At 63.3% G+C, this 17,129-nt stretch carries 15 protein-coding genes, 1 CRISPR repeat array and 1 riboswitch; of the genes, 3 read left to right on the top strand and 12 right to left on the bottom strand.

Translation table 11 applies throughout. The annotated features are described in order from the left end of the window. Positions 1-3: 3 nt before the first annotated feature. From ABWU19_RS03475 to ABWU19_RS03445, 7 genes are all read right to left on the bottom strand, one after another. Positions 4-879 carry an ABC transporter substrate-binding protein gene (locus ABWU19_RS03475; protein WP_435900381.1) on the bottom strand — a complete coding sequence of 292 codons (876 nt, stop codon included), beginning with the start codon at positions 877-879 and terminating at the stop codon, positions 4-6. Positions 880-1,040: 161 nt separating this feature from the next. Then, positions 1,041-1,216: riboswitch (cobalamin riboswitch) on the bottom strand. 57 nt (positions 1,217-1,273) lie between these two features. Further along, positions 1,274-2,479 carry a TIGR02710 family CRISPR-associated CARF protein gene (locus ABWU19_RS03470; RefSeq protein WP_435900380.1) on the bottom strand — a complete coding sequence of 402 codons (1,206 nt, stop codon included), beginning with the start codon at positions 2,477-2,479 and terminating at the stop codon, positions 1,274-1,276. Between the two features lie 18 nt (positions 2,480-2,497). Next, positions 2,498-3,432: a CRISPR direct-repeat array (repeat unit 35 nt; unit sequence GTTGCAATCCCCTTACGGGGCTTTTTGTTTGCGAC). Positions 3,433-3,836: 404 nt separating this feature from the next. After that, positions 3,837-4,460 carry an MBL fold metallo-hydrolase gene (locus ABWU19_RS03465; RefSeq protein WP_435900379.1) on the bottom strand — a complete coding sequence of 208 codons (624 nt, stop codon included), beginning with the start codon at positions 4,458-4,460 and terminating at the stop codon, positions 3,837-3,839. Positions 4,461-4,469: 9 nt separating this feature from the next. Next, the gene (dxs, locus tag ABWU19_RS03460) at positions 4,470-6,326 is read right to left on the bottom strand and encodes a 1-deoxy-D-xylulose-5-phosphate synthase (RefSeq protein WP_435900378.1); all 1,857 of its coding nucleotides are present in this window, start codon (positions 6,324-6,326) and stop codon (positions 4,470-4,472) included. Between the two features lie 129 nt (positions 6,327-6,455). Beyond that, the gene (locus ABWU19_RS03455; protein ID WP_435900377.1) at positions 6,456-7,136 is read right to left on the bottom strand and encodes a hypothetical protein; all 681 of its coding nucleotides are present in this window, start codon (positions 7,134-7,136) and stop codon (positions 6,456-6,458) included. Positions 7,137-7,145: 9 nt separating this feature from the next. After that, positions 7,146-7,619, bottom strand: coding sequence for a hypothetical protein (locus ABWU19_RS03450; RefSeq protein WP_435900376.1), 474 nt, complete (start codon positions 7,617-7,619; stop codon positions 7,146-7,148). A gap of 94 nt (positions 7,620-7,713) precedes the next feature. Then, positions 7,714-8,793: a diguanylate cyclase gene (locus tag ABWU19_RS03445; RefSeq protein WP_435900375.1), complete on the bottom strand. Its 1,080-nt coding sequence runs from the start codon at positions 8,791-8,793 to the stop codon at positions 7,714-7,716. A 265-nt stretch (positions 8,794-9,058) separates the two neighbouring features. Here ABWU19_RS03445 and ABWU19_RS03440 point away from each other — a divergent pair, with 265 nt between their 5' ends. After that, complete coding sequence (locus ABWU19_RS03440; protein ID WP_435900374.1) at positions 9,059-9,400, top strand: hypothetical protein; 342 nt, start codon at positions 9,059-9,061, stop codon at positions 9,398-9,400. Between the two features lie 200 nt (positions 9,401-9,600). On the opposite strand, the gene ABWU19_RS03435 is transcribed toward ABWU19_RS03440, so the two are convergent. From ABWU19_RS03435 to ABWU19_RS03425, 3 genes are all read right to left on the bottom strand, one after another. Continuing rightward, entirely contained in the window at positions 9,601-10,965 is a 1,365-nt protein-coding gene (locus tag ABWU19_RS03435; RefSeq protein ID WP_435900373.1) for an FAD-dependent oxidoreductase, read from the bottom strand. Positions 10,966-11,060: 95 nt separating this feature from the next. Beyond that, a complete protein-coding gene (locus tag ABWU19_RS03430) occupies positions 11,061-11,336 on the bottom strand; it encodes a hypothetical protein (RefSeq protein WP_435900372.1) in 276 nt (91 codons plus the stop codon). A gap of 41 nt (positions 11,337-11,377) precedes the next feature. Further along, the gene (locus tag ABWU19_RS03425; RefSeq protein WP_435900371.1) at positions 11,378-11,692 is read right to left on the bottom strand and encodes a hypothetical protein; all 315 of its coding nucleotides are present in this window, start codon (positions 11,690-11,692) and stop codon (positions 11,378-11,380) included. Positions 11,693-11,751: 59 nt separating this feature from the next. On the opposite strand from ABWU19_RS03425, the gene ABWU19_RS03420 reads away from it, so the two are divergent. After that, complete coding sequence (locus ABWU19_RS03420; protein WP_435900370.1) at positions 11,752-13,767, top strand: molybdopterin-containing oxidoreductase family protein; 2,016 nt, start codon at positions 11,752-11,754, stop codon at positions 13,765-13,767. Between the two features lie 129 nt (positions 13,768-13,896). Here the strand turns inward: ABWU19_RS03420 and ABWU19_RS03415 are convergent, their stop codons facing one another. Both ABWU19_RS03415 and ABWU19_RS03410 read right to left on the bottom strand, forming a co-directional pair. Beyond that, entirely contained in the window at positions 13,897-15,501 is a 1,605-nt protein-coding gene (locus tag ABWU19_RS03415) for an acyl-CoA dehydrogenase family protein (RefSeq protein WP_435900369.1), read from the bottom strand. A gap of 16 nt (positions 15,502-15,517) precedes the next feature. Further along, positions 15,518-16,081: a carboxymuconolactone decarboxylase family protein gene (locus ABWU19_RS03410; protein WP_435900368.1), complete on the bottom strand. Its 564-nt coding sequence runs from the start codon at positions 16,079-16,081 to the stop codon at positions 15,518-15,520. Positions 16,082-16,100: 19 nt separating this feature from the next. Between ABWU19_RS03410 and ABWU19_RS03405 the strand changes: the two genes are divergently transcribed. Next, positions 16,101-17,120, top strand: a complete 1,020-nt coding sequence (locus ABWU19_RS03405; RefSeq protein ID WP_435900367.1) for a threonine aldolase family protein — start codon at positions 16,101-16,103, stop codon at positions 17,118-17,120. The last annotated feature ends 9 nt before the right edge of the window (positions 17,121-17,129 follow it).

The raw sequence follows: 17,129 nt of genomic DNA, 5'->3' as shown, positions 1-17,129 counted from the left end.
GGCCTAGCGCAGGCTGGGGTGGAAGCAGCCCACCAGCAGTTGCAGCCCCTGGGCTACCCGCGGGCCGGGGCGCGAAAGCAGGTTGTTCTGTTCGCCCGCAAAGGCGCAGACTCGCTTGTTGCGAATGGCCGCCAGGTTGCCCCAGCCCGCCCGCTTGGGCAGGTCGGCGGCCCCCGGATGGGTCAGCACGATCACCTCGGGGTTCTTTTGCACCACCAGCTCGGGGCTAATCTTGGGGAACAGCCCCAGCTCCCTGGGGACGATGTTCTGCCCGCGGGCCTTGGCAATCAGAACCCCAATGAAGGAGTCGGGGCCCACCGTGTAGGGGGTGGGGTCGATCTCGTAGTAAACGGTGGGGCGCGCGGTGGCCTTGGCGGCTTTGCTCTCGACGGCGTAGACCTCTTGCTGGATGCGGGCCACCACCCGCTCGGCCTGGGCCTCCTGGCCCAGCGCCCGGCCCAGAAGCCGCGTGGTGCGGAAGATGTCGTCGTAGGATTCGGGTTTGATGGCAAAGGTGGCTACCCCGGCTTTCTCCAGCGCCTCGTGCAGCTTGCCATAGACCGAGACGATCACCAGGTCGGGCTTGAGCGCGACCATGGCCTCGAGGTTCGGATTAAAGTACCCCCCCACCCTGGGCAGCCGCTTGACCTGCTCGGGAAAGTCGGAAAAGTCGTCCACCCCTACCAGCCGCCCGCAGGCGTTCATGGCGCAGAGGGTCTCGGTGACCGAGGGCAACAGGGCTACGATGCGCTGGGGCGCGGCCTTGAGGGTGATGCTGCGGCCCAGGTCGTCGGTCAGGGTGCGCGGAAACTGCGCCCATCCCAGCGCCGAAAGCTGAAGGCCCAGAACCAGAAACAACCACAAAACGATTCGATTCATGTTGCGTCCTTTCCCAACCCGGCTTCGCGTGGGGGGCGATTGTCCTGGGGACAGGCTGGGGCCTGCACCCAAAAAAAACCGCCCTCGGGAGCGAGGACGCTACAAATAACGTAGAAATTCCCCGAAACTCCCCCTTCTTGCGAGAGGTGCCTTCCGTATCGGAGTGAGAAGGCGTTTTGGCAGGTATTCGGACTTCGGGCGGTGGCTGGCGACCGCTTTGCGGATCGCTTAAGCCCCAATGCGCCGTTACCGCTGCGCGACAGTGCCGGACTTGCACCGGACTTCCCCACTTTAAGCCTAGGCTACGCGCCCAAGCACCAAAACTTAGCCGGGCTGTGCGGCCCTAGCGGGCCTTGACTAAAGGCTACACCCGCCAGGCCCACACGGCAAGCACCTACCAACTGGGCCAGGCCGGGGCGGGCTCGAGGCCCCTCTCACACAGATAAGCCTGCAAGCCCTGCAGGGCCTCGAGTTTCACCGGCTTTACCCCGTGGGCCAGAATGCTGCTGTGCCGCTGCTGCAACAAACCCTGAAGTTTGCTCGAGTAGTCGCCGTATAGCTGCTGGGCCAGGGTTCCGCTATGGCCCAGGCGGGTATCGATTTCGAAAGCCAGCCCCAGGGCTTCCTTGAGGCCTGGGGTCTTGCGGCCCGCCAGGTCTTGCAGCGGCTGGGGGTAGGTAGCTGCCACCCGCAGCTCGATGCCGGTACGCTCGTACAGGTCGGCTTCGGCGGCCAGCTCCACCGCACGGTACAGCCGGGCCAGGGCGTCGTCGTAGCGGCCCCGGGCAGCCCTGCGCTCGGCGTTGGCCAGCAGGTCGGCCAGCAGGGCAAAGGTGGGCCTCCCTTCCCGATCCAAAATTTCACGCAGGCGTGCCTTGGCTGCCTGTAGCCCCTGCAACACCCGCACCTTAGCGCCATGCCCCCAGGCCTCGGCCACCGTGAGGGCAGGCTCGAGGTGGGTTTCCAGCTTCTGCCAGGCGGCCTTGTGGTGGAACAAGTCCCAATCGAGCATGGCCTCAGCCACGCCCTGCAAGTGCTGATAAAACCGCCTTTCCGAAGGGCTGAGGGGCCGGGCCAGCAGCTCGGACAAAAAGTCCTGCGCGGCGCGGTAGTCGCCCTGGTTCCAGGCCCGCCTGAAGCCCTCCCACTCGCGCAGGCCATAGCGAAAGGTGGGGTCTTCCAGCAGACGCAGCCGCTCGTTTCCGCTCTTCACCCGCCCCTGCTGGTCGCGCTGCTCCCCGCCCACATAGCTAAAGGTTACCCCTTGTCCGGTAAGGGCCAGCACCATCCCCGCCGACATGGTTTTGGTTCCCCCGGTTATATCGGCCACAATCGTGCGGGCCTCCCACTCCAGCGCCTTTTGCAGCGCCTCGCGCCCCTTGCGAAACACCTCACCCAGGTCTTCGGGGTCGTCGAGCAGCAGGGTATGAAAGCGCAAAGCATTTCCGTACCGCCGCACCAGCTCCCCCGCCACCGCCTGCGTGCCCTGGCTGGCTACAAACACCACCCCCTGCGGCACATGCTCCGCCAGGGCAAACTCGAGGGGCTCGATGGTCTGCCCCACGCTCAGTATCAAAACAGTATTGGCTTGCTCTTGCACACCACCAATCTACCAAAACCTGCAATCCCCTTACGGGGCTTTTTGTTTGCGACAGGTCAGCTAAGGTGGGGGGGGCTCGTCCCCCTCCCTTAGTTGCAATCCCCTTACGGGGCTTTTTGTTTGCGACAGGTTGGGGTGGCTCGGGCGAATTACCTTACCCACCAGGATAAAGTTGCAATCCCCTTACGGGGCTTTTTGTTTGCGACGGAGGTGATCATCGCGGCCAACCGCGACCGCACCGACTGTTGCAATCCCCTTACGGGGCTTTTTGTTTGCGACCGTTGTGCGGCAGTGCCCGAAAACTATTCGCTTATACGCGGAGTTGCAATCCCCTTACGGGGCTTTTTGTTTGCGACGAGTCCCGCAAGCAGTTTGAGCAGGTGGAGGGCGCCGTAGTGGTTGCAATCCCCTTACGGGGCTTTTTGTTTGCGACTGTCAGATGTCATGGTTTTGAAAGCAGAACATCTAGAGTGTTGCAATCCCCTTACGGGGCTTTTTGTTTGCGACGGACCACGATGGCGACGATGCAATCGTATATTTCCAAAGTTGCAATCCCCTTACGGGGCTTTTTGTTTGCGACCAACTGGCACTCGGGTGGTGGCATCCAGGGCCACATGCAGTTGCAATCCCCTTACGGGGCTTTTTGTTTGCGACCTCATGGACCTCCTCCGCAAAAAACAGATGCCCGCTAGTTGCAATCCCCTTACGGGGCTTTTTGTTTGCGACCCGCTGCTGCGTGCGACTGTTCAAAGCCTCGAAGAGGGAGTGTTGCAATCCCCTTACGGGGCTTTTTGTTTGCGACACTACGGGTTCAGCAAAAAAGAGGACGCTGACTGGCTCAATAGTTGCAATCCCCTTACGGGGCTTTTTGTTTGCGACCTTGTCAATGAGTACGTGGATCCACGCAACCTCTAGCTTGTTGCAATTCCCTTACGGGGCTTTTTGTTTGCGACAGCATACCCCGTTAATCGCCGTCCTGTAAAGGGCTCTTAGAAGGGGTATTTATGAGAAAACCGAGTTATCCACAGGCAACCTGTGGATAAGTGGGTGAAAAATGGCGGTTTTTGCGATGAATGCTTACAAACCCACACTTTTAGATTTTTTGTGTGGTGGGTTTGCGATATCTATCGCGCGTCTGGGCTTTCAAGGTGCGTCGTCGAGATGGCCGACACGGGCATTATAGCATTTTGCGCAAAACATAATGGGTCATTTTTGGAAATTGCTTCCATATCGTCCTGGTGGGCGTTGGTGTGGGCTTTTTTGGGTGAGGGGGTGCGGTTGCGACAGCGTTTTTGGGCACAAAATGGTATGTAACGCTTTTTGTAACGGGGTGGCGTGCCTGCTTTGAGGCCCAGGGCTATAGGGCCAGCTTTTCGGCCAGGGCCATTATGGCGCGTTTGGTGGTGGGGGGGCCGTGGCCCACGTAGATGTGTTCGGCCTCGAGCTGGGCCATTTTCCCTACCGTGCGCCGGGCCTGCTCAGTATCGTGGTTGACTATAGCGGGGGGAAGCCAGGGGCCTTTTGCGCCCACACGCAGGGCATCGGCGGCCAGCAGAACCCCCTCGCGCAACAGGCCAATCTGCCCTGGGGTGTGGCCGGGCAGGTGTACTACCTGCCAGCCCAGCACCAGCGCGCCCTCCTCCACCGGAGTAAGGGCTTCGGGCGGAAGAGGCCGGGGGCTGTTGGCAATGTGGTCGCCCAGCCAGGGAATGGGCGGGAAAGGGGGACGGCGGCGCTCGCCGCTTATAAACGGGATGTCGAGCGGGTGGGCATAAATGGGCAACCCGTAGCGCTCCCACAGCATGCGCGCCCCACCCACGTGGTCGAGGTGGTGGTGGGTAAGCAGCAGGGCCGCGGGCTTTCGCCCCTTTAGGTGGCGCAAGAGCTTTTGGTTTTCCTGGGGCATGCCGGTGTCTACCAGCAGTGCGCCTTCGGGGGTGTCCAGCAGGTAAAGGTTGGCGATCAGCGGCAAAACTTCCATGTGGGGCCTTCAGCTTTGGGCTATGGCTTTTTGGCTCACCCCGAGCTCAGCCAGGGCGGCCCGGATGGCCTCGGCGTCGATGCCGGCCTCGCGGTGCATGCGGGCAATGGAGCCGTGGTCGAAGAAGACATCTGGCAGGCCCAGCACGCGAATGTCGGGCTTAAGGCCCAGTTCGCCCAGGGCTTCCAGCACCGCGCTGCCAAAGCCCCCCATCTTCTGGTGGTCTTCGGTGGTAACCAGCTTGTAGCCTTCCAGGGCCAGGCGCTCCAGCATCCCTTTGTCCAGTGGCTTGATGAAGCGGGCGTTGATCACCCCCACCTGAGGGTCATCTCCGGCGGCCTCGAGGGCGTACTTGAGGGTTTTGCCAAAGGTCAGGATGTAGGCTTTGCTGCCCTCCTTCAGCACCTCCCAGCGACCCCACTCGATCTCCGGCCAAACCCCTTCGGGCACCTTCTCCACGCTGTCGCGGGCGTAGCGGATGGCAATGGGCCCCCCCAGTTCCAGGGCCTTTTTGAGCATGGCCCGCAGCTCGAGGGCATCTTTGGGGGCGGCAATCTGCACATTGGGCACGGTGCGCAGGTAGGCGATATCGAAGACCCCGTTGTGGGTGGCCCCGTCGCCGCCCACAATCCCAGCCCGGTCTACCGCAAACACCACCGGCAGGTTTTCGATGGCGATGTCGTGGACAATCTGGTCGTAGGCCCGCTGCATAAAGGTGGAGTAGATGGCCAGCACCGGCCTGAGTCCCCGCAAGGCCATGCCAGCGGCCACCGTGGCGGCCACGTCCTCGCAGATACCGGTGTCCAGGTAGCGCTCGGGGTGGGTCTGGGAGTACCTGACCAGCCCCGAGCCTTCGCGCATGGCCGGGGTAATCACAAACAGCCGGGGCTCCTGGTGGGCCAGCTCGGTCACCGCATCGCCAAAGGCCGCCGACCAGGAGTAGCCCTTGCTCACCTTCTCGGGGTTCTGGGGGTTGAAGCTGGGCGGCCCGTGCCAGTAGATGGGGTCTTCCTCGGCCACCCCGTAGCCCCTGCCCTTCTGGGTCACGATGTGCAGCAGGGTGGGGCCCTCGAGCTCTTTAATCTGTTCCAGAATGTGAATCAGGCCCGGCAGGTCGTGCCCGTCCACCGGCCCCACGTAGCGGATGCCCCAGGCGTAGAAGGGGTTTTCCTGGTGCAGCATCAGCTTGGCGGCCTCCTTGGCCCGATCCACCAGGTTGAAAAGCTTGGGCGAGATGCCTTCCAGCACCTGGCGGCCCCACTTCTGGGTATCCTGCACCCACTTTTTGGTCTGGTACTCCTTGAAGTAGCGGTTCAAGGCCCCCACGTTTTCCGAGATGGACATCTCGTTGTCGTTCAGAATCATCAAGAGCCGGGGCTTGCGCTCCCCAATCACGTTCAGGGCGGCCAGGGCCATCCCGCCGGTCAGGGCCCCGTCGCCAATGATGCCCACCACATGGTAGTCCTCGCCCAGGGTGTCGCGGGCGATGGCCATACCCAGCGCATTGGCCAGCGAGGTAGAGGCGTGGCCCACGGTAATGGCGTCGTGCTCGCTCTCCGAGACCTTGGTAAAGCCCGAGATGCCCCCTTCCTGACGGATGGTGTGGAAAACTTCCTTGCGCCCGGTCAGGATTTTGTGGGCGTAGGCCTGGTGGCCCACATCGAAGAGCAGGCGGTCGCGGGGCGAGTCGAACACCTTGTGCAGCGCCACAATCAGCTCCACCGCCCCCAGCGAGGAGGCCAGGTGGCCGCCATTCTGGGCACACACCCGGATGATCTCGCTGCGCAGTTCCTGGGCCAGTTGAAGCAGCTCTTCTTGCGACAAGGTTTTGAGGTCTTGCGGTTGGTTGACCTTTTGCAAAATCACATATGCCTCCCAAAACGATGAGGCGATAACACGGTTACTACCTGCATCTTGCCCTCAACTTTAGGGGTTTATACACCTGGTGCAGTACCCCAGGGAACAAAGAGGCCGTGGAGGGTGGCCTGCCGCGGCTCATCTGAAGTTGCGGTCAATCAGCGAAAGCCCGCCCTGTTCGCCAAAATTCACCGAGCTAAAGATTTCGCCCACCCCCGGAAAGAACCACAGCTCGAAGTTTTCCCGCAAGGTGGGGTTCCTGGGGTCGCGCACCTCCCAGTTAATGCGAAAAACCTCGAAGCTGCCTGCCGGCACCGTCACGTTGGACTTGCCCAGCACCGTGTAGGTGTAGTCCAGCACCCGGTCGATTACCCGTGTGATGTTGTTGCCCGCGCGCAGCTCGATGACCTCGCGGGTCTGGCCGCCCCAGCGGGCCCCCACCACCAGGCTGGCCTGGGGTGGGTACTCCTGAATGGGGGGCGTGTAGCGGGTTACTTGCAGCCGGTCGAAGTCTTCCATGCCCAGCAGGCGTACCCCGCTGGCGTCTACCTGGCGGTAGTAGGAACGCTCGAGGCCCCGCCCGCTCAAGCGGTAGCGGATGGCTGGCTGGCCTTCAAAGGTAGTGGGCCCCATCACCGACAAGCGCACCGGCGGTTCGCCGATGGCGGCACGGGGTGGCAGGTAGATCCAGTCCAGCCCCGGCTGCGCGGGATAGAAGCCCACCGGCCCCTGAATAAGGGTGGTGTTGGTCTGGGGTTCGGTGGCGCGTGGTGCACAGGCCACCAAAAGCAGCAATAGCGGTACAGCGATTCGTCGCATCGCTCCAATTTACCCTCGGTTGGGGGTGGCTGGATGTAAAACCTCGCGCAATTCGATTAAGAACAGTGGAAGCTCGGCCAGGGCTGGGGGTTCCTCACTGCCCGCAACCAGCACCAGCTCGGCCCCCAGGCGCTCGAGGTAGGCCACCCCCCGTTCAAAAGTGCGCTCGAGGTCGTTGTGGCGACGCAGCAGGTGGTCTCGGGTGGGGCCCTCCAGCCCTGGCTTGTGCAAAAAGCGCTCGAGTTCGGCCTTTTGCGGCAGCAGCCTGCCCAGATCCCGCCCGTACTGGCGCACCTGCTTAAGCACATCGCGCAAATGAGGCAGCCGCTTGCCCTGCTGGTGAATTTCCTCCAGGGCCAGGTGCAACCGGTGAGCCAGCGCCTCTTGTGCTGGCGGCAGGCTGCGCCCGCCACCAAAAAACCAGACCAGCAGACCCACCACCAGCAGCAGCAACATCAGCTCCAACAAGGCGATACCGGCCATTATGCCTTAAGGATACGCACCCATCCCCCAAAAGTAAAAAAACCTCCCCGCCCTACTGCTAGAACCTTTCAAAGCCCGCCCAGCGCTGCTTCGGCTATGGCCTGGGGGTTGGATTCCTGGAGGCCGTCTCTGAGTGCTCCAGTTCGTGTCGGTTCCGCCCCAGCGCTTTGGCCCGGTAGAGGGCTTCGTCTGCACGGTGAACAAGGCTTTCAACGGTATCACCGGCTCGGTAACAGCTTACCCCGATAGAAAGCGTAATAGAAATTTCCCCTAATACCGGCTTGTCCCGAAGCGCTTCGACGAGCCGGGCCGCGAGTTGCTCGGCCTGGGCTAAGTCGGTGGCCGGGGCCAGAATTAAAAACTCCTCACCACCCCAGCGCGCTACGGTATCCGCCTGGCGCAGGTAAAGGTCGAGCCGCAGGGCCACCTCGCGCAGCACCTGGTCGCCGATGGCATGCCCATAGTGGTCGTTGACCTTTTTGAAGTGGTCGAGGTCGATCAGCAAAACTGCAATGAAAGGCCCGTAGCGTTCAGCCCGCTGTAGCTCCCGCTTGAGCAGCGGCTCGAGGCCCCGCCGGTTGGTGAGCCGGGTAAGGTGATCGGTGTGGGCCAATTGCTCCATAGCCACCATGGTCTCGCGCAGTTGTGCATATATGTTGAGCAAAACCAGGAAGGCCAGGTTGGCCAGATAGAACTGTGCGATTGAGTTGAGGGCACTCACGCTGGGCGGGTGAAGCAGCAGCGAGACCACCCCCCCCAACGCGCTCAGCAGGTAGTAGGCCACCGATACCCGGATGGCTTTCTCTCGGTTAAGCAGCAAAAAAGCCAGCGGGTAGATGATTGTGGACCACAAAGCGCTGGCAGAAAACCCCTCCCTGGAGAGATGGCCCTGTAATCCAAAATAGTACAGGTTGCCCAGGTTGTAGGCCAGCAAGAGAATAACCACCATCAGTTCGGTCGTGGCGATACTGATCCGATGCTGCCATAACAGCAGGGTCATGAGCAAAAACCCCACAAACATCACCGGCGAGAGCACCGCGTCCAGCGGGTTGAGGGTTCCGTTCACGATGGACAGCACATAGGCGAGGCTCGAGGCCAAAGCCCCCAGTGGCAGCAACCACAGACCATGGCGCCGCCGATAGGCATCGAAGGAGGAAACAGGGTCGGGATTCATGCAGAGCTTTACGAAAACGATACCACTTTTCTGGCCTTCTTAGTTGCGCCAGGGTAGATTGACAAAACCCCGCGGAATGGGTCTATGCGTACCTGACGCGATTCCTCAGTGATCTTTCGGAACAGCATCGCGCATTTCAACTCTGGAGAAACTTTGATCTGCGGCTCAGGGCGATGCCAGGCAAGGGGTGTGGCGGGTTTTGCAGGCCCTCTGTCAGGGCTGTTTTTGCAAAGCTATGATGGACAAAACCTAGCCTGTTTGTAGTATGGGGCACAGTGGGTTCAAAGAAAAACGCCTGCGGGATGCGGCCATTGCCGCCTACCGGGCCGAGACCATGCAAGCCGGGGAAGCCTGGTATAAGACCGTGGCCTACGAGGAACTGCGGCGTGTGTTTGGCGAGGAGTGGCTCAGCCTGGGGCGCTACCGGCTGGTGGAGGTCTGCGGGGCCCGCGAGGTCACGGTGGAGGTGGACGGGGAGCTGTTCTCGGTGACAGAGGTAGAAAAAACCTCTGGAGGACCTTTAGGGGTGGTGGTGCGCCACCTGCCTACTGGCCGGGCCATAGGCAGCCTGGCCCAGTTGGGTGAGGTGTTTCTTGAGCTTTCTTGATTCCTCCCCTGCCAAGCTGTGGGGGCGGGCAATGCCCGTATAGCTGCGAGACGACCCCCTGGGCTTGGCAAAGATGTGCCCGCATGGGCTTATGTAAAGGCGGTCTCACCCATCCGGGTCTGGCGACTGGGGGTGTTCCCTCGAGCCCGACCCATCTTCAGATGGGCTTTTGATATTGGAAAAACCCAGGGCAGCGCAGCTCAGTTTCCCACTGCTTCCAGCATCTTGTCTACGCTGGTTAGCTTGACCCGCGGGCGTCCCTGGGCCTGCCCTAAGGCGCACTCGAGCGCATCCAGCTTGAGCCAGTGCTCCAGGGTTACATAGCGCACCCCCCGCGCTTGCAGCAGCCGGGTTACGGCCTCGGGATTGGGTTCTGGGGCCAGCGGCAGGTGCTGGGCATCCTCCAGCAGAAGTTTTACGGTCTCGGTGGCGTCGGCTTTGTTGGTGCCGATGACCCCGCTGGGGCCGCGCTTGATCCAGCCGGCGGTATACTCGCCCACCGCCACCTGGCCCTCGCGCAAGACCCGCCCGCCCTGGTTGGGAATAACCCCCTTGCGCTGGTCGAAGGGCACCTCCGGCAGGGGCACCCCCTTGTAGCCCACCGAGCGCAGCACCCTGCCCACCTCGAGCTCCTCGAACTCGCCCGTGCCCACCGCATTCAGGTTCTCGTCCAGGCGGTTTTTCTCCAGGCGAATTTTCTGTACCCGGCCCTCACCCAGAATTGCTACCGGCGAAACAAAAAAACGCAGGTGTACCCGGCGGGGCTTGCCGGTAAGGGGTCTGGCGGCAAACTCCCGCAGTACCTCGAGGTTCTTGAGCAAAGTGGGCTCACCCGCAATAGAGGCGGCACTTTTTTCGTCGAGCTCGAGCTCCTCGGGCCGCACCACGATGTCGGCATTGCACAGCTCGCCCAGCTCGCGCAGCTCCTTGGTGGTGAACTTGGCCTGGGCCGGCCCCCGGCGGCCCAGCATGTAAATATCGCTGACCTGGCTCTGGGCCAGCACCGGCAGGGCATGGTCGGCAATATCGGTCTGGCGCAGTTCCTCCGCCGACTTGGCCAGAATGCGGGTGACGTCCACCGCCACGTTGCCCATGCCCACCACCGCTACCCCCTGCACGTCCAGCCGGATGTCCAGGTTCTGGTAGTCGGGGTGGCCGTTGTACCAGGCCACGAACTCGGTGGCCGAAAGGCTGCCGGGCAGGTCTTCACCAGGGATGCCCAGGTGGCGGTCGCTGGAAGCGCCCACGGTGTAGATCGCCGCGTCGTAATGACGGCGCAGATCGGCGCAGGTAAGGTCGCGGCCAAACTCGACATTGCCCAAAAAGCGCACCCGCGAATCCTGCAGCACCTTCTGCATCACTTTGGTAACCGACTTGATGGTCTGGTGATCGGGCGCCACCCCATAGCGCACCAGGCCGTAGGGGGTGGGCAGGCGGTCGAACACATCCACCGATACGTTTATTTCCGTCTGCTTGATAAGGGCCTCTGCGGCATAGATACCCGAGGGCCCCGCACCGATGATCGCAATACGTAAGGGGCGGTTTGCATCCAACTGGTTTGCCATCTTTCATATCCTCCGGCCTGTTTGGCATCGAGTCGCGCTTACACTGCGCTCAGACAGTGCAAATCATATCCCATCGGCCCCGCACAAACACAAAACTACCGCCCAAGCAGGCCAATCAGCGGGCTGTACAGCAGTGCGCCCGCCCCATACAACCCCAGCCAGAGCAGGTCGGCTACCCGCAGCCGCCGACCCAGCAGCTGGGCGACACCCACCCAGAACAACCCCAGCGAAACCAGCAGGCAAAACAAGCCCAGGTAGGCGATAAAAAGGGGGGCCGCCACCGTGCGGGCCAAGAGCCAGGAGCCCCCCGCCATGACCAGGGGGAGCCAGAGGAGCAGGGTGGCGTAAATTAGCCAGCGGCGGCCTTGCATCGCAGAGCATTCTACCCAAAAGAGCCTGTTTTCATCGGCTCTCAGGGCAATCGAATCCCCTTCGTAAGCCACCCCAAACCCAGAACAAAGGCTCCCAAAGCCAGAAGAAAACCCCAGAGCCATCCCCACATTTGTGGAAGCGTCCCACTGCGAGCCGCCCAGATTAGGGCCAGCAAGCCCAGCAGAGCCCCCAGACCCAGTGCAAACGGCAAGAACAAGCCCAACCCCACCGCCAGCAGCGTTACCAGACCACCACCCGCCGATCCCACCAAGGTTCCCAGAACAATGGCTCCTGCCAGCACCCAGGGCAGCACCAAAAGCCCGATAGCCAGCTGCAGCCAGCGAAGCGGTTTCATAGCTGGCATTGTAAGCGCAGCCTGGACACCGGCCCATCCGGGTTCTTAGCATGGTCTACATGACCGTGCGCAAAGCCCGCACCACCTGCCCGCTGGACTGCCCCGATGCCTGCTCGCTCGTTGCCAGCATTGACGAGGCCAGCAATACCCTGCTCAAAATCGAGGGCGACCCCCAGCACCCCTTCACCCAGGGCTTTGCCTGCGTGAAAACCTACCGCTACCCCGAGCGCAATCACCACCCGCTGCGCCCGCTCCATCCGCTGCGGCGGGTGGGCCAGAAGGGCCAAGGCGGGTTTGAGCGGGTGAGCTGGGAGGTGGCGCTGGACGAGATCGCCCAGCGGCTGAAAGATACCCTCGAGCGCCACGGCGCCGAGGCCGTGCTGCCCTACCACTACGCCGGCACCATGGGCCTGATGCAGTACGAGCACCCCCTGACCTTTTTCCGCGCCCTGGGGGCCAGCGAGCTACAGACCACCATCTGCGCCACCGCAGGCCAGGAAGCCTGGGTAGCCACCTACGGCGACCGCTTCGGCACCGACCCCGAGGCTATTCCCCAGGCCCGCTTCATTCTGCTGTGGGGCATCAACAGCCTGCACACCAACACCCACCTCACCCCCTTCCTGAAAAAAGCCCGGCAAAATGGGGCCCGCATCGTACATATTGACCCCTACCAGAACCTGACCAGCCGCTTTGCCGACGAACACATTCGGATTCGCCCCGGCAGCGATGCCGCGCTGGCCTACGGGATGGCCCGGGCCATCGTGAAGGCTGGCCTGCACGACCAGGACTACATCGCGCGGATGACCACCGGCTTTGAGGCCTTTATGCAGGTGGCGGAGGAATGGACGCCGCAGAAGGTGGAGGCCGTCACCGGCGTGGCTGCCGAAACAGTGGAGAGACTGGCCTTCGAGTTCGCCCAGGCCAAAGCCAGTTTCATCCGCACCAGCTACGGCCTGACCCGCCACCCTGGCGGAGGTTCGGCCCTGCGGGCGGTGGTGTTGTTGCCGGCGCTGATCGGGGCCTGGCAGTACCCTGGCGGGGGGGCGCTTCTGAGCACCAGCGGAGCCTTTGCCCTCAACCGCAAGTACCTGGGAGGCCGCCACCTTCTGGCGGCCCGGGCCACCCCGCCACGGCAGATCAACATGACCCAGATCGGCAGCGCCCTTACCGCCCTGGAACCGCCCATCCGGGCCCTGTTTGTCTTCAACTCGAACCCGGCGGTGGTGGCCCCCCGCTCCGACCTGGTTCAGAGGGGCCTGTTGCGCGAAGACCTCTTTACGGTGGTGCTCGAGCAGGCCCTCACCGAGACCACCCGCTACGCCGACTACGTGCTGCCCGCCACCACCTTTCTGGAGCACCCCGACCTCTACACCGCCTACGGGCACTACTACCTCTCCTGGAACGAGGCGGTGATGCCGCCCCAGGGCGAGGCCCGGCCCAACACCTGGGTCTTCGCCGAGCTGGGCCGGCGGCTGGGCCTCGACGAGCCCACCCTCTACTGGGAGGCCGAGACCCTGGCCCGCTCGCTGCTCGAGTCCGACCACCCCTGGCTTCGGGGCATCACCTTGGGGCGCCTCCAGGCCGAGGGCTTCGTGCGGCTCCACATCCCCCCCGACCACCGTCCCTTCACCCAGGCGGCAAGTACCCCTTCGGGCAAGGTGCAGTTCGACCCTCCGCCCCAGGTCATCCTGACCGAGCCCACCCCGGACTTCCCCCTGATCCTGATGACCCCCCCCGCCAAGCACTTCCTGAACAGCACCTACGGGCATATCGAGCGCCTGGTGCAGGGCGAAGGCGGCGAGCCGGTGCTGCTGGTACACCCCGAGGACGCCCAGACCTACGGGGCCTCCGACGGTGCGCTGGTGCGGATACGCTCCCGGCACGGCGCGGTGGTGCGGCGGGTACGGGTGAGCGAAGCCCCCATCCGGGGCACGGTGGTGCTGGAGGGCACCTGGTGGGAGGCCCCCGCCCCCGACGGCAAGGGCATCAACTGGCTCACCGGCGAACACCTCACCGACATGGGCGAGGGTTCCACCTTCCACAGCAACCCGGTGCGGCTCGAGGCGCTGGAGTAGCTACTCATAATAAATGTCTTTGATTTGTTCTTTTTGCTGGGGCCCCCACCTGAAGCTGCGCCAGGAGCTGCCCTTGCATCCGGTCGGTTTTGACCTGCCCTAAACAGAAAGCTTCAGGTGGGGTTCATATCAAACGCTTGGGGCGTGCTCCAAACCGCTGCGCCACAAGGCTTCGTCCTGCATGGCCCAGGCCGGATACTCCTCGCCCTGTAAAAAATGCCGCGCATACAAGGCCGCCAGCCGGGCGTGGCGCTCGCTGCCGAGGTCGTAGAGCAGGGCCACAATGGCGGCATCGGCCAGGGTGCGCAGGGCTTTTTTGGCCTGCCATTGGGCCTCTTCCGGTGGGAGAGCTTGCAGCTGCTTGAGGGTCTGCTCTAAAGCGGCTTCGGCCAGCCGGGCTTCCTCGCTGCCCACGTTCTTTAGCATGGCGCTAAACTCGAGCAGGAAAGGCTCGGCAGCCCCTTTGCGAAACAGGACCTCGAGGGTATCCAAGGCCTGCACGTTGGCCGGGCCTTCCCAGATGGGGGTAATCAAAGCCTCACGGGCCAGCCGGGCGATGGCGAAGTCCTCCACGAAGCCCACCCCCCCAAAAAGCTCCATGCCAAGCTGGGTACAGTAGGTGCCGTGCTCGGCGGTGCGGGCCTTGGCCAGGTGGGCCAGCAGCCGGGCGTAGTGGTAGCGGAGGGAGTAGGGCGGGGTCTCCTGCCAGGCTTCGTCCCAGGCGGCCACCGCCCGGAAGGTCAGGGCCAGGCCGCCCGCGATGCGCACCGCCAGGTCGGTCAGGTCGCGCCGGATCAGGGGGTGTTCCTCGAGCTTTTTACCAAAAGCCACGCGCGACTGAACACGGAAGAGGGCCTCGAGCTGGGCTTTTCTGGCCAGACCCAAAGCCCCCACCGCGTTGGCCAGGCGCGAAAGGGTGAGGGTTTCCAGGATGTAGTAGATGCCCTCCTCGGCGCGACCTATCAGATAGGCCTCGGTGTGATCGAAGTCCACCTCGCCCGAGGGCACCGCGCGGGTGGCGAGCTTGTCCTTCAGCCGCCGCACGCGGTAGTTGAGCGCTCCCCTGCTGTCCAGCCGGGGCACCAGAAACAGCGCGATGCCTTTGGGGCCGGCAGGCGCCCCCTCGGGCCGGGCTGAAACAATGGCGTAATCGGTCAGGCCTGCGCCACTGGAGAAGTATTTGTCGCCAAAAAGCCGCCAGGCCGCCCCGTCTGGAACAGCCCGCACCCTGTTGGCCCCCAGGTCGGAGCCACCCTGCACCTCGGTCATCCAGGTGGCGCCGAAGGCCCGGCCTGCGAGGAGCTCTTCCTTCCAGCCGGCAAACTGGGGGGCGTACTTGTGGATGGCGTACACGGTGGCGTTGGTGATGGTCTGGATGCAGTACAAACCAGGGTCGGCCAGCAGGTAGCCCAGGGCAAAGTGGTGGTGCCAGCTCCCTCCCTGGTAGGGAGCGCGGTTGATGGCGGCTAGTTGGCGGTTGAGGGTTTCCTGTGCCGGCGAGAGCCGCACCCGGTCTATGCGCTGGCCTTCCAGGTTGTGCATCACCAGCACCGGGCGGGCCTCCTTGTCCACATGGTCGGCCAGACGGTAGGCTTCGCCCCCGGCTACCACACCAAATGCGTCCAGTTCGCTCTGGTGGGCTGCCCAACCCTTCCAGTAGCGGCTCAGGATGCTGGGCAGGTCGGGCTCCAAAGCCCAGTGGTTCTTGTCATAGGCATAGGACTGGTGTTCCATAAGGGCTCCTTTTGCTTTAGGGTAGCTCGAGTCCGGCAAAAGACGTCTGCTCTGGATTTATTTCCAGGGCCACCAAAAACCTCGAGACCATGTTGTAGGCCGCGATTACGCCCACCAGCTCGACCACCTGGGTGGCATCGGGCAGCACCGATTGCACCGCTCTAAAGGTCTCGTCGCCCACCCGCACCGCACGGGTCATTTCAAAGGTGAGTCGGAGCGTGGCCCGCTCCTGGGCATCAAACAGCCGGGCATTCTGTGCGGCTTGCTCGAGGTCGTGCAGGGCCTCGAGCTGGGCCTGGCTGCCACCAGCCTGCAAAAACAAGGGGGCGTGCTGGTCAAACTCGTATTCGGCCTGGTTCAACACCGCCACCCCGCAAATCGCCAGCTCACGCAACCGGGCTGGCAGGCTGAGGCCGCCCCGCACCGCGCCCAAAAAATGGTTCCAGCCCAGGGCATAGGGTGGGCTATAGAGCAGCATCCGGTCGAGATGGCTCAGGGCTCCACCCCGACGCCGACGAATGGCCGAGACCACCTCGGCTGGCTCGGACAGCTCTTCTGGGAGGTAGGGAATCCGGGGCATCGGGAGTAGCATAAGGCTTATGCACTGGATTGATCTCCGCTCCGATACCGTAACCAAGCCCACCCCCGCCATGCGCCAGGCCATGGCCGAGGCCGAGGTGGGCGACGACGTGTACGGCGAAGACCCCACCGTGGGCCGCCTGGAGGCCCTGGCCGCCGAGATGCTCGGCTTCGAGGCCGCCCTCTTCATGCCCAGCGGCACCATGACCAACCAGGTCGCCCTGATGCTGCACCTGAAGCGCGGGCAGGAGGTCATCGCCCCCAAAGGGGCCCACATCTACGAGTACGAGCCCGGCTCGCTGGCGGTGCTCTCGGGCGGAACCATCCGGCTGGTGGAGGCCCCTTACGGCGTACCCGACCCCGAGGCCGTGCGGGCTGCCATCCACACCTCGGTGCACCAGGCCCCCACCGGGCTTATCGCGCTGGAAAACACCCACAACACCGCGGGCGGCACAGTGGTTCCCATCCCCGTTCAGCGGGCCATTCAGCAAGTGGCAGAAGAGGCCGGGCTCCCCACCCACCTGGACGGGGCCCGTTTTTTTAACGCAGTGACGGCCCTCCGCACCACCCCCAGCGAGCTGGCCCGGGGTTTCCGCACCGTCTCGATCTGTTTGTCCAAAGGGCTGGGGGCGCCGGTGGGCTCCATTCTACTGATGCCGCGCGGGTATCGCGCCGAGGCCTGGCGCTACCGCAAGCTGCTGGGGGGTGGGATGCGGCAGGCCGGGGTGCTGGCTGCGGCGGGCATCGTTGCCCTTAGCGAAGGCCCCAAGCACCTGGCCCGTGACCACCAGATGGCCCGCGCCCTGGCCGAGGGCCTGCTGCGCCTCTACCTCGAGGTCGACCTGCAGACGGTGCAGACCAACATGGTGTATGTGCAGGTTCCTCAGGCCCCGGCCCTGGTCCAGCGCCTGCGCGAGCTGGGCCTGCTGGCCAACGCCATGGGGCCCAACCGGGTGCGCTTTGTCACCCACCGCGACCTGCAGGACGAGGACATTCCCCAGGCCCTAAAGCGCATCGAACAGGCCCTGCAGATCGCATAGCCCCCTGGC

It is taken from the genome of Meiothermus cerbereus (assembly GCF_051297115.1).
GTDB lineage: Bacteria > Deinococcota > Deinococci > Deinococcales > Thermaceae > Meiothermus > Meiothermus cerbereus_A.
Note: the sequence above shows the minus strand (reverse complement) of the source record. Positions and strands in the feature narration are given on the sequence as shown.

Excerpts from the sequence above, each read along its gene's own strand:
- ABWU19_RS03475 (WP_435900381.1), bottom strand. The coding sequence starts at position 879 with ATGAATCGAATCGTTTTGTGGTTGTTTCTGGTTCTGGGCCTTCAGCTT.
- ABWU19_RS03465 (WP_435900379.1), bottom strand. The coding sequence starts at position 4,460 with ATGGAAGTTTTGCCGCTGATCGCCAACCTTTACCTGCTGGACACCCCC.
- ABWU19_RS03455 (WP_435900377.1), bottom strand. The coding sequence starts at position 7,136 with ATGCGACGAATCGCTGTACCGCTATTGCTGCTTTTGGTGGCCTGTGCA.
- ABWU19_RS03450 (WP_435900376.1), bottom strand. The coding sequence starts at position 7,619 with ATGGCCGGTATCGCCTTGTTGGAGCTGATGTTGCTGCTGCTGGTGGTG.
- ABWU19_RS03445 (WP_435900375.1), bottom strand. The coding sequence starts at position 8,793 with ATGAATCCCGACCCTGTTTCCTCCTTCGATGCCTATCGGCGGCGCCAT.
- ABWU19_RS03440 (WP_435900374.1), top strand. The coding sequence starts at position 9,059 with ATGGGGCACAGTGGGTTCAAAGAAAAACGCCTGCGGGATGCGGCCATT.
- ABWU19_RS03435 (WP_435900373.1), bottom strand. The coding sequence starts at position 10,965 with ATGGCAAACCAGTTGGATGCAAACCGCCCCTTACGTATTGCGATCATC.
- ABWU19_RS03430 (WP_435900372.1), bottom strand. The coding sequence starts at position 11,336 with ATGCAAGGCCGCCGCTGGCTAATTTACGCCACCCTGCTCCTCTGGCTC.
- ABWU19_RS03425 (WP_435900371.1), bottom strand. The coding sequence starts at position 11,692 with ATGAAACCGCTTCGCTGGCTGCAGCTGGCTATCGGGCTTTTGGTGCTG.
- ABWU19_RS03420 (WP_435900370.1), top strand. The coding sequence starts at position 11,752 with ATGACCGTGCGCAAAGCCCGCACCACCTGCCCGCTGGACTGCCCCGAT.
- ABWU19_RS03415 (WP_435900369.1), bottom strand. The coding sequence starts at position 15,501 with ATGGAACACCAGTCCTATGCCTATGACAAGAACCACTGGGCTTTGGAG.
- ABWU19_RS03410 (WP_435900368.1), bottom strand. The coding sequence starts at position 16,081 with ATGCCCCGGATTCCCTACCTCCCAGAAGAGCTGTCCGAGCCAGCCGAG.
- ABWU19_RS03405 (WP_435900367.1), top strand. The coding sequence starts at position 16,101 with ATGCACTGGATTGATCTCCGCTCCGATACCGTAACCAAGCCCACCCCC.